Genomic DNA, 11755 nt, shown 5'->3' with positions numbered 1-11755 from the left:
AAGATAACGAATTGATAACGGTACGGATGATCGGGCGCCTGCCCGACGCCCTCCGGCCTAACGTTGCCCTCGACACCTCGTCCGACTGCGGATCTCCCCACCACCACCCGTCCGTCATGCGCGTTTACAGCGTTTCAAGGAGGAAACTACAGATGACTGCTTCGCTTCCACGGCGTCGGTTCATCCAGGGCTCCGCCCTGGCCGCGGCTCTCGGCGCCGCCGCAGCCTGCTCGAATGGCCGGGGGGGGGGTGACACCACTGCTGACTTCTCCGGCACGGGCCCGATCACCTGGGTCCAGGGCAAGGACAACTCCGACGGCAAGGTGCAGGAGCGCATCGACGCGTGGAACGCCGACAACCCGGACGAGCAGGTCACCCTCATTGAGCTCTCCGCCGAGGCGGATCAGCAGCGCCAGTCCCTTATCAACAACGCCCAGACCCAGTCCGATGCCTACGACGTCATCTCCGTAGACAATGTCTGGGTGGCGGAGTTCGCGGCCAACCAGTGGATCCTCGAGCTGCCCATCGACGAGCTCAAGAACGACGACATTATTGAGTCGGTGTGGAGCACCGGCATCTACCGCGACAAGCTCTTCGCGGTGCCCTTCGTGACCGACTCCCCGATCATGTTCTACCGCAAGGACTTCCTTGCCGAGGCGGGCGTCAAGGTGCCCACCACCTGGGACGAGGTCAAGTCCGCCATCGACGCCGTGCGCAAGGTCTCCGGCCATGAGAGCATCGGCGGCTTCGGCGGCCAGTTCGCCAAGTACGAGGGCCTGACGTGCTGCTCCTCGGAGTTCATCCACACCGCCGGCGGCGCCTTCTACGACGACTCCAACGCCGTCACCATTAACTCCCCCGAGGCCGTCAAGGGTCTGCAGAACCTCATGGACGGCTTCAAGGACGGCTACATTCCCACGAAGGCCCTGGAGTGGAAGGAGGAGGACGGCCGCAACGCCTTCGAGGCCGGCGAGCTGCTCTTCTACCGCCAGTGGCCCTATCAGTACGACAACAACCTCAAGGCTCTCGGCGAGGAGAAGTTCGGCGTCGCCGCGCTGCCGACCATTGACGGCAAGAGCTTCGTGCCCACCCTGGGCGGGCACAACTGCGGAATCTCGGCCTACTCGAAGAACAAGGCCACGGCGCTGAAGTTCGTCAAGTGGTGGATCTCCGAGGACTCCGAGCGCTACGCCCTCGAGACCCAGACCCTCGCCCCCATCCTCGGCTCCCTGTACGAGGACGCGGACCTGCTCAAGAAGTTCCCGTACCTGACCACTCTGCGCGCCTCCCTCGATGCCGCCAAGGGCCGGCCCAGAGAGGTCTCCTACGGCGACGTGACCGCGGCGATCCAGGACGCCATCTACCCGGCGATCCAGCAGAAGACCACGGCCCAGGACGCCATTACCGGTCTCGAGAGCGCCCTGAACAACATCCAGGGCTGAACGCCTGGCCCTCACCCCGGTGGCTCCGCCCCGCTCACGGGGCGGAGCCACCGGCGGCCGACCGGGACGGGCGTCCGCACCCGATGGCCGCCGGCGCGCGGTGAGGGCTGGCGAGAGCCAGTAAGAGCTTTGGTACGAGGGAAACCCATGAGCACAACGTCGTCGCACTCGCCGGGACTCGTAAACCGGCGGTCCAAGTCCAGCAGGGCTCAGTCTCGCCTGGCCTGGATACTCCTGACCCCCACGATCGTCGTCCTGACGGTCGTCATCATCATCCCCATCCTCCAGTCCCTGCAGCAGTCCCTGTACGGCAAGGCGGGCCTGGACGAGGAGACCGGCTTCGTCTCCAAGGTCGCCCCCTTCGTCGGCCTGAAGAACTACGCCGACATCTTCACCTCCGCGGGAGACCGCTTCTGGACCGCCGCCTGGAACACGACGCTCTTCGGCGTGGTCACCGTCGTCCTGGAGACGGTCCTGGGCGTCGCCATGGCGCTCATTATGCACAAGGCGATGCGCGGGCGCGGCTTCGTGCGCGCCGCCATCCTGGTGCCGTGGGCCATCCCCACCGCCGTCTCCGCCATCCTGTGGGGATGGATCTTCAACCAGAACGGCGTCGCCAACGCGATCCTCGGCCAGCCCATTATGTGGGCCTCGGGAAACGCCTCGGCCAAGACGGCGATCATTATCGCCGACGTGTGGAAGACCGCCCCCTACATCGGGCTGCTCACTCTCGCCGGGCTCCAGGTCATCCCGGACGAGGTCTACGAGGCCGCCAAGATCGACGGCGCGAACGCCTGGAGGCGCTTCACCAGCATCACCCTGCCGCTGGTCAAGCCCGCGCTCGCCGTCGCCGTCCTCTTCCGCGCCCTCGACGCCCTGCGCATGTTCGACCTGCCCTACATCCTCATCGGACCGCGCAAGGGCTCGGTGGAGACGATCTCCATGCTCGTCCAGGACGAGGCCTCCAACCTCCGGTACGGGTCGGCTGCCGCGTACGCCCTCATCCTCTTCCTGTACGTCTTCATCTTCGCCTTCGCCTTCGTCAAGATCACCGGCACCGACCTCGGCGCGAGCGTGGAGAGGAAGAGGAGGAAGGGCGGCAGGCTGCCCGCCACCGTCTTCCTGCCCAGGCGGCGCCCGAGAACGGCCGCCGAGGCCGCCTCCTCAGCCGCTCACCCCACCTATTCCTCCGACACCGGGAGCCAGTCATGAGCATCAAACCCGACTCCGCCCCGGCCGCCGTCGTGCGGAGCACCAGGAAGAAGACTCCGTGGTCCGGCGTCTGGGCGACCGTCGGCATCGGCTTCATCGTCATCTACTGCCTGGCGCCCTTCTACTGGATGATCGTCTCCTCCCTGAGGCCGGACCAGGAGATCTTCGAGAACAGCTGGTGGCCGCGCCACCCTTCCCTGGAGAACTACGAGGCCGTGTTCTCGGCCAAGAACAGCTTCGGTCAGGGGCTGGTCAACTCCCTGGTCGTGTCGGTCACCGTCACCATTGTGGCGCTGGCGGTCGCGACCTTCGCTTCCTACGCGCTGGCCCGCCTCGACTTCCGCGGCAAGGGCGCGCTGCTGCTCGTCGTGCTGGCCACGTCGATGTTCCCGCTGGTGGCGATCATCGTGCCGCTGCTGAAGAACTTCTCCGACTGGCAGTGGATCAACACCTATCAGGCGATGATCATCCCCGACCTGTCGTTCTCGCTGCCGCTGGCCGTGTGGAACCTGACCAGCTTCTTCAGGCAGATGCCCCAGGAGCTGGAGCAGTCGGCCATGGTCGATGGCTGCACCCCGGGCCAGGCCTTCCGCAAGGTCATCCTCCCGATCGCCGCGCCCGGAATCTTCACCACCGCCATCATTATCTTCATCGGCGCCTGGAACGAGTTCCTCGTCGCCGTCACAATGATCAACAATCCCGCCATGCAGCCAGCGACCGTGCTGCTGTCGAAGTTCACCGGAGCCTCGCAGTTCAACACGCCCTTCGGCTCGCAGATGGCTGCGGGCGTCATTATGACTCTGCCGCTGGTGATCATGGTGCTGCTCTTCCAGCGGCGCATTGTCGCCGGCCTGGCGGCCGGCGGGCTCAAGCAGTGATGCCGACGCCCGGCCCGCTCAGCGCCGGAACCCGCCTTCAGTGCTGATCACCTGACCGGTCACCCAGGAGGCCTCGTCGGTGAGCAGCCAGCAGATGAGGCGGGCGGCGTCGTCGGGCCGGGCCGTGCGCCCGCGCGGGAACCTGGCGTCAAGAGCACGCAGCGTCTGGGCGTCCATGTAGCCGGTGTCCACCGGGCCGGGGTTGACCGTGTTGAGACGGATCCCGCGCCCGGCGAGCCCCGCGGCGAGCGAGGGGGTGATTCCGGCCAGGGCCGCCTTGGCGGTGCAGTAGGCGATCTCCTCGGGCATGGGGCCCAGGCCCTGCCCGGAGGTCATGAGCACGGCCGAGCCCGGCAGGGCCGGGGCGCCCTCGTCCGTCCCGTCCGGGTCGGTCTCACGACGATTGGCGAAGTGCTGGGCGTAGGCCTGCACGAGCAGCAGGGAGGCGCGCGCATCGACCGCCCAGTGGTGGTCGAGGTCGCCCGCGTCGATCTGCTCCAGGGCGCCGTCGTGCCCCGATGACGCCTGGTTGCACACGAGGGCGTCGACGCCGCCGAGAGCCCAGGCCGCATAGTCGATGACGACCCGCGGGATCTCGGGGTCGCGGAAGTCGGCCTCGATATCGACCAGCTGAGCCCCCTCGGTCAGGTGGCTGCGCACGGACTCGAGCGTCGCCTCCACGGAGTCGGCGCCCCAGGGCTGCTCGGCGTCGTGAGGGGAGAAGTGGTGGCACGCGAGCGAGGCGCCGAGGTCGGCGGCCCGGCAGGCGACGGCGTGGCCGATGCCCGCGCGCCGACTCACCCCGGTGACGACGACGGTGCGGCCGGCCAGCGGGCCGGCGGAGGAGGGCGTCGAAGTGCTCATGCCCTCATTGTGCCGTGCGCCCGCCCGGCGCCCCGGAAGATCGCGCGGCGGTCTCAGGCGATTTCGGCGACGGCCGCCAGCACGTCGTCGGGAAGACCGGCTGCCCGCAGGCCCCCCAGGAGCGCCCCGCCCCGCGCCCCCGAGGTCACGACCCGCCATGCGGCGTCCTTGGCCCCGTAGGCGATCCGGACGGGCTCGAGGATGGAGAGGACCTCCTCGGCCGGCGACGGCGGGGCGGTGCGCACCCCGGTGAGCGCCAGCTCGACGCCGTCGGCGGGGCGGACGACCCCCAGGGCGACATCGGTGCCCGCGCCCAGGGTGAAGCCGTCGGCCTCCCGGCGGGTGATCACCGGCTCCCGGCGCGCGCCGGCGGTTCTGCCGGCTCCGCTCACGCGTGCGCGCAGCCTCTCGCCGCCCGCGGACAGGAGGCGGACCGTGATCTCGCGCTCGGCGGGGACGACGCCGTCGGGCCCCTCCTGGGCGATCGTCAGGCGGGCCGTGGCGGAGCGCTCGTCCCAGACCAGCGAGAAGCGGGTGCGCACGACGGCGTCCGGCCCTGGGGCGGGCGAGCCGTCGTCCTCCTCCAGCACGAGCTCGCCGTCGGCGCCCGGAATGATGAGGACCGACAGGCGGCGGGGATTGTTCCCGGCGGCCTCGCCGATGTCCCCGGCGCCGACGATGATGCTCCCGGCGCGGGCCAGGACCGGCAGGCGGTCCAGGGGCCGGGAGACGGTGAGCGTCCGCCCGTCCTCGGCCGCCGCCTCGTAGCGCCGCCCGGTGGGCAGGTCGAACCAGGTGCCCCGGGGCAGCCACGCCCGCTCCTGGGCCAGGGCGCTGACCGGGTCGGCCTTGTGGACCATGGGCACGACGAGCAGGTCCCCGAAGAGGAACTCGGCGCGGTTGGAGTAGGCGCCCGCCGCCCGGGGCTCGTCGTGGTAGACGGGGCGCACCGGGGCGACGCCCTCGGTGTGGGCGCGGCGCGCCCAGGTGTACAGGTAGGGCACGAGGCGGTGGCGCAGCCGCAGGTGGGCCTCCATGGTGGCGCGGGCGTCGCGGCCGTACCGCCACGGCTCCTTGGAGCTGAACACCGAGCTCGTGGAGTGGAGGCGGTTGATGGGCGAGAAGCAGCCGAGCTGGACCCACCGGGCCGCCATCTCGTCGTCGTGGCGGCCGAGCATGTGCCCGCCGATGTCGTTGGACCACCAGTAGTAGCCGATGTTGGCGGCGGTGGCCGTGAACTCGGGCTGGAAGCGCAGGGAGTCCCAGGTGGTGATGGTGTCCCCGGAGAAGCCGACGGGCGTGCGGTGGCTGGAGGCGTCGGCGAAGCGGGAGAAGGTGACGGGGCGGCGGCGGTAGCGCTCCACCCGGCCGTCCGGCCCGGTGCGGGTGCGCTCTCGCCCGGAGTCCAGGTAGTGGACGTGGTTGAGCATCCACAGCGGGTCCAGGCCCGGGATGTCGGTGTCGCCGCCCTGCTGCCAGTCCAGCCACCAGAAGTCGACGCCGTCGTCCTCCAGAGGGTGGTGGGCGAGCTCCAGGTAGGCGTCGGTGAAGTCCTTGTCACCGATGTTGAAGGCGATGGCCTCGCCCGAGGCCGGGTCCCTGCCGAGCCGGCGCATCATGGGGGCGTAGGCGGCCTCGTGGCGGCGGACGCCGGCGGCGGGGTGGAGGTTGAGGGTCACCTGCATGCCGCGGGAGTGCAGGGCGTCCAGGAAGCGCCCGGGGTCGGGGAAGAGATCGGGGTCCCAGGTGTAGCCGGTCCACCCGTTGCCGATCGCCGGGTCGATGTCCACCAGGTGCCAGTCCATGTCGAGCACCGCTACCGAGAAGGGCAGCCCCTCGGCCGCGAAGCGGTCCATGAGGGCGAGGTAGGACTCCTCGGTGTAGCGGTGGTAGCGGCTCCACCAGTTGCCCAGGAGCGCCCGCGGGATCAGCGGAGTGGGGCCGGTCAGGCGGAAGAAGTCCCGCAGCGCCCGGCGGTAGTCCTGCCCGTAGCCGAACAGGTACAGGTCGTGGTCCGGGGAGGAGCCGTCCACGGGGCTCGCGCTCGGGCGCGGTCTGACCCACTGGTCCTCCTGGAGGAGCAGGGAGGCGGAGTCGTCGATGACGGCCAGTCCGGTCAAAGAGAGGATCCCGGGGCCCAGCCGCGCCTGGCCGTCGACGTCGTCCAGGGTGCGGCAGGTGCCGCCCAGGTTGGTCGGGAAGGTCTCGTCGGGGTCCCACTCGTCCCCGAACCGCCAGGTTCCGCCGTGCAGGTTGACAACGGCGGTGCGCATGGTCACGCTCAGCCCCGAGCGGGAGAACCCTCGCGAGGGCTGATAGGTCAGGTGGAGGTGCTCGGTGAGGATCTCCACGCGGTCCTCGCCGCGGCGCACGTCGAAGGCGGGGGCCTCGCCCAGGTCGCGGGAGACGACCAGCTGGGTGGCGGCGTCGGTGAACTTGCCCGACCCGGAGCTCTCCATGCGGATGAGCCGGTCGGTCAGGACGGTGAAGCGGGCGTGGTCGCCCACCCGGACGACCGCCTCCGGCCGGGCGGGCGCAGGACGGGGCTCCGCGGAGCCGGCGGAGAGAGGAGAGGGCATGGACGTCAACCTTTTCTGATCACGCGCCTGCCGCGAGGCGCCTCTGAGCGATGGGACGGACGGTGCAGACGATATGCCCGACGGGCGGTGACGGCTGTCCGACAGGGCCGACCGGCGGGCCGGTGGGGGCCGGGCTCTACAGGCGGCCCTCGGCCCGCGCCCTCAGTGCCAGGGCTGCGGCCCCCCGCGCCCAGCTGATGCGGTCGTGCTCGCGCACCACCATGTTGACGGGGGCCGCGCCGGGGCGTCTGGCCGACGCCACGCCGACCATGACCTGGTCCTCGAACAGGGCCGCGACCTCGGCGCGCTCGCCCGCCACCACGACGATGTCGGGCAGGGTGAAGGCGGCCGCCATGGCGATGAGGCGGCCAGTGCGCCGCGCATAGGACGAGCAGATCGCGACCGCGTCGGCCTCGCCCCCTCTCGCCAGCTCCACGATCCCGGCCGCGGGCGTCGGGGGCCGGCCCAGCTCGGTCCATGCGCGCTCGATGATCGCGTTGGTCAGGCAGTCCGTCGCCGGGAGCGCGGCCGCCGGCCGGCCGCCGTCGGGGACCGGGATCTTGCCCATGAGGCCGAGCTCGGCGTCCGGCGTCGTGATGACCTCGCCGTGCGAGACCAGGCCGAAGCCGATGCCGGCGCCCACTGTGATCAGGGCCAGGCGGTCGTGGTCGCGCCCCGCCCCGAACCAGGCCTCCTGCAGGGTGATCGCCACCAGGTCGTTGCCGATGGTCGTCGGGATGTGCAGCCGCGCCTCGACGAGATCGGCCAGGGGGATCCGGTTCCAGCCCAGGAACACAGCGTCGACGACCGTGCGCCCCGCGGCGGTGGCCCCTCCCAGACTCACTCCCGCGCAGGACGGGGCGGGAGCGTCCGGTCGGGAGCGCGTCAGCTCTTGCGCGGCGTCGGCCAGCGCCGCGACGGCGTCGGCAGGGGTGTGGTCGGGCAGCGTGCGCCGCGCCGTGGCCAGGACGTCCAGGTGCAGGTCGGCGAGCACGGCGGTCAGGGCGTCGCCCGACAGGTTCACCCCGATCATGGTCTCCGCGTCGGCGCGCACCTCGAGGGGGGACTGGGGACGACCCGTGCTGGCCAGGCGCTCGGAGTGGGCGGTGAGGAGACCGGAGTCGATCAGCGGCGTGGTCAGTCGCGTGATCGAGCCGGGGGAGATGCCGACCAGCCTCATGATCTCGGGCCGGGTCATGCGCCCGTGGCGCAGCAGGGTCAGGACGATCGCCCGCTGGGTGTCGCTGAGCCCGGCCCACGGGCCGGGGTCGCGGGAGTCGGGGGGATGCGGTCGCGTGCCTGCCATGGCCGCATTGTGCCCGATGCGGCTCGGGCCGCCGCGTCGGGATCTGTCCCGTGCTGGCGTCGCACCCGCACACGGTACTGTCGTCGTCCTCGACGTGCCGCCCGTTCCCATCCCGTAGGGTCAGCACCATGAGCTACCCATCCCTCGTTCTCTCGTCCCGCCACGTCGGGGACGACGCCGACTGGTGGCGGCGCGCCGTCGTCTACCAGGTCTACCCGCGCTCCTTCCAGGACACCGATGCCGACGGTGTCGGCGACATCCCCGGCATCACCGCCCGCCTGGACCACCTCGACGCGCTCGGCGTCGACGTCGTGTGGCTGAGCCCCGTCTACCGCTCGCCGCAGGACGACAACGGCTACGACATCTCCGACTACGAGGACATCGACCCGCTCTTCGGGAGCCTGGCCGACCTCGACGCGCTCATCGCGGGACTTCACGCGCGCGGCATGCGCCTAGTGATGGACCTGGTGGTCAACCACACCAGCGACGAGCACGAGTGGTTCCGCGCCTCCCGCTCCTCCAGGGACGACGCCAGGCGCGACTGGTACATCTGGCGCCCCGCCCGCCGGGTCCCCGGACTGGAGCCCGGCCGGCCCGGCACCGAGCCCACGAACTGGGGCTCCTTCTTCTCCGGCTCCGCCTGGGCGTGGGACGAGGGCAGCGGCGAGTTCTACCTTCACCTGTTCTCCGCCAAGCAGCCCGACCTGAACTGGGAGAACGAGGACGTCCGCCGTGCCGTCTACGAGATGATGGGGCGGTGGCTGGACCGCGGCGTCGACGGCTTCCGCATGGACGTCATCAACTTCATCTCCAAGACCTACCCGCTGGCCGACGGCCTCAGGCGCGATGGCGACCTGTACGGCGACGGCGCCTCCCTGGTGGCCAACGGCCCCCGCATCCACGAGTTCCTCCACGAGATGAACGAGACGGTCTTCGCGCCGCGGGAGGGCCATATCCTCACCGTCGGGGAGATGCCGGGAGTCACCCTGGCAGAGGCGCCGCGCTACACCGACCCGGCGCGGGCCGAGCTCGACATGGTCTTCCAGTTCGAGCACGTGAGCCTGACCAGCGGCCCGGGCGGCAAGTTCGACCCCAGGCCCCTCGACCGCATCGTCCTGAAGAAGAACCTCGCCGCCTGGCAGAAGGCCCTCGCCCCTGCCACGGACGAGGCCGGACGTATCACCGAGGAGAGGGGATGGAACTCCAGCTACTGGGACAACCACGACCAGCCCCGCGCCGTCTCCCGGTACGGCGACGACGACCCCGCCTGGCGGGCGACCAGCGCCAAGACCCTCGCCTCGATCCTCCACATGCACCGCGGCACGCCCTACGTCTACCAGGGCGAGGAGATCGGCCAGACCAACACGGTCTTCAGCGGCATCGGCTCCTACCGGGACCTGGAGACCATCAACCACTACCACGAGCGGGTGGGTGCGGGCGACAACCCCCAGGCGGTGCTGGCGAGCCTGCCGGTCAACTCGCGCGACAACGCCCGCACCCCCGTCCAGTGGGACGCGGGCCCGCAGGCGGGCTTCACCACGGGCAGGCCGTGGATCGACGTGACTCCCAACTACACCGAGATCAACGCCGCGAGCCAGGTGGGCGAGCCGGGATCGGTCTTCGAGCACTACCGGGCCCTCATCGCCCTGCGGCACAGCGACGACGCCGTGGCGCTGGGCACCTTCCGTCTGCTCGACGCCGACGACGCGGGGTCCTGGACGGTCCTGCGCGAGTTCGTGGGCGTCGACGGTGAGCGCGAGCAGCTCCTGCTGCTGGCCTCGTGCGCGCGCGAGGGCCTGGAGATGGGGGAGGGCTTTGCGCTGCGGCGCCGCCTCGCGGCCGAGGGGCTCGACCTGGGGGAGTGGGCCGACGCCGAGCGGGTGCTGGTCGCCTCGCTGCCGGCCGAGGGGGCCGGCGGCTCGGGGACGGGCGCGCCCGAGCGCCTGGCCGGCTGGGACTCGGTCATCCTGCGCCGCACCGTGTGACACGGGCGCCCGGCGCCGTCGAGATCAGTCGTATTCCGGTTCGAGATCGGTTCGCTTCCGCGTCGCGATCGGTTCGGACCGGCGATACCGGGCGGCATCGGGCATGCGCCGTCGGGCCGGAAGGGCGCTGGCGGTCAGCGGGTGCCAGCCCGTCTTCCCAGGCACGCCGCACGGAGAGCGCAGAGGGCGAACTCGGTTCCGTGGAGTGCTTGGTGTTTCTCCGACAGTGATGGAGAGAGTGCTGTTTTTGAGAGACGGGGGTGGAATCTGATTATGTCGGTACAGAGACTCGGCAGTGAGCTCAAGGAGCAGGTGGTCCTTGAGGTCGTGGAGAAGGACCGGACTATCGCGGAGGTGGCGGGGTCCTACGGGCTGGTTCCTTGAGGCGGTGGGGAGCTGGGTCAGGAGATGGCGGAAGGACCACCCGGAGCCTGTCGACGCGGAGGCATCCTCCGAACAGGAGGCGGAGAGCAGGAGGCTGCGCGCCTGGCTGCGAGAGGCCAGGATGGAGATCGAGCTCCGAGAAAAGCGGCTTCCTTTCTACGCGCAGAGGGTCCCGGTAGGCGCCCGGTACGCGCTGCGTCCACCGCGGTAGACAGGAAGCTACCCGATCACCATGATGTGCCGCTGTCTGAGAGTATCCAGGTCCGGGTACTACGCCTGGCTGGGCCGGGAGCCGTCAAGAACCGTGCGACGCAGGAAAGAGCTCAGCGCCTTGATCGAGTGGGTCCTCAACAGCTCCCGCGGCACCTACGGGTACCGCCGTACTCACGCCGCCGGGGCCCGCAGGGGCGTTGAGACAACCCCCCGGAGGCGGTGCGCACCCGCCCGTGCGTGAGCAGGGCCTGGTGGCCGCACAGCCACGCCGAAAGGTCCCGGCGCCACCGCCCCCGCTGCCGGGCCCTGGGCCCGCGCCCCGACCTGGCCCGGCGCGGGCTCCCGCCGCCGGCCAGCCGGGAGAGCAGGTGGGTGGGCGACACCCACCTGTATCCGCACCTGGGAGGTGCTCGATCTGCCTGGCGACCGTTGCCGGCTGCTGCACGAGGAAAGCAGTCGGGTACGCCACTGGGGCGACAGCACGCGGCACCGGCCCCTGGTGTGCGAGGCGATCGATATGGCGGCCCGCAGGTGCCCGTACACGACAGGGGGAGACGATCCTCCCACCCCGGACCGGGGGTGCCAGTACACCTCCGCCCAGCTCGGCGACCACCTGGAGAGCTACGGCACTCGCCCTCCGGGCGGGAAGGACCGGGGTGTGCTGGGCGGGTGCCTGGGCGGAAGCTGGCGGGCGCGACCCTGAAGGAACGAGAGGGTCTACCAGATGGTCCACCACCGCAAGAAGCAAGGCCATCCGGGATACTGCCTCCCAGGTCGACCCCGGTACACACGATCAGAAACGACTCCACTCCGCCCTGGGGCACAGGACGCAGGGCGAGGTCGACCAGGAGCACCGAGCAGTAAGACAAGCAGCCTGAAAGACCGCTTTCAG

The 11755-nt window shown here is 70.4% G+C and carries 7 protein-coding genes; 4 read left to right on the top strand and 3 right to left on the bottom strand.

All coding sequences use genetic code 11. From position 1 onward, the window contains the following. Positions 1-152 precede the first annotated feature (152 nt). From O145_RS14625 to O145_RS14615, 3 genes are all read left to right on the top strand, one after another. Positions 153-1442, top strand: coding sequence for an ABC transporter substrate-binding protein (locus O145_RS14625; protein WP_043564294.1), 1290 nt, complete (start codon positions 153-155; stop codon positions 1440-1442). 147 nt (positions 1443-1589) lie between these two features. Next, positions 1590-2654, top strand: coding sequence for a carbohydrate ABC transporter permease (locus O145_RS14620; RefSeq protein ID WP_043564292.1), 1065 nt, complete (start codon positions 1590-1592; stop codon positions 2652-2654). Next, positions 2651-3532, top strand: a complete 882-nt coding sequence (locus O145_RS14615; protein ID WP_043564290.1) for a carbohydrate ABC transporter permease — start codon at positions 2651-2653, stop codon at positions 3530-3532. Before O145_RS14620 ends, O145_RS14615 begins: the two co-directional genes overlap by 4 nt. 18 nt (positions 3533-3550) lie before the next feature. Here O145_RS14615 and O145_RS14610 read toward each other — a convergent pair whose 3' ends face one another. The 3 genes from O145_RS14610 to O145_RS14600 all read right to left on the bottom strand — a co-directional run bounded on the left by O145_RS14610 (position 3551) and on the right by O145_RS14600 (position 8281). Next, positions 3551-4396 (bottom strand): SDR family oxidoreductase, encoded by an 846-nt coding sequence (locus O145_RS14610; RefSeq protein ID WP_043564288.1) that lies wholly within the window; start codon positions 4394-4396, stop codon positions 3551-3553. A 53-nt stretch (positions 4397-4449) separates the two neighbouring features. Further along, positions 4450-6975, bottom strand: a complete 2526-nt coding sequence (locus tag O145_RS14605) for a glycoside hydrolase family 31 protein (protein ID WP_043564287.1) — start codon at positions 6973-6975, stop codon at positions 4450-4452. A gap of 136 nt (positions 6976-7111) precedes the next feature. Then, positions 7112-8281: an ROK family transcriptional regulator gene (locus O145_RS14600; protein WP_084682663.1), complete on the bottom strand. Its 1170-nt coding sequence runs from the start codon at positions 8279-8281 to the stop codon at positions 7112-7114. A gap of 128 nt (positions 8282-8409) precedes the next feature. Between O145_RS14600 and O145_RS14595 the strand changes: the two genes are divergently transcribed. Further along, complete coding sequence (locus tag O145_RS14595) at positions 8410-10266, top strand: alpha-glucosidase (RefSeq protein ID WP_043564285.1); 1857 nt, start codon at positions 8410-8412, stop codon at positions 10264-10266. Positions 10267-11755 lie beyond the last annotated feature (1489 nt).

Source organism: Actinomyces israelii DSM 43320 (assembly GCF_000711965.1).
GTDB classification, from domain to species: Bacteria; Actinomycetota; Actinomycetes; order Actinomycetales; family Actinomycetaceae; genus Actinomyces; species Actinomyces israelii.
Note: the sequence above shows the minus strand (reverse complement) of the source record. Positions and strands in the feature narration are given on the sequence as shown.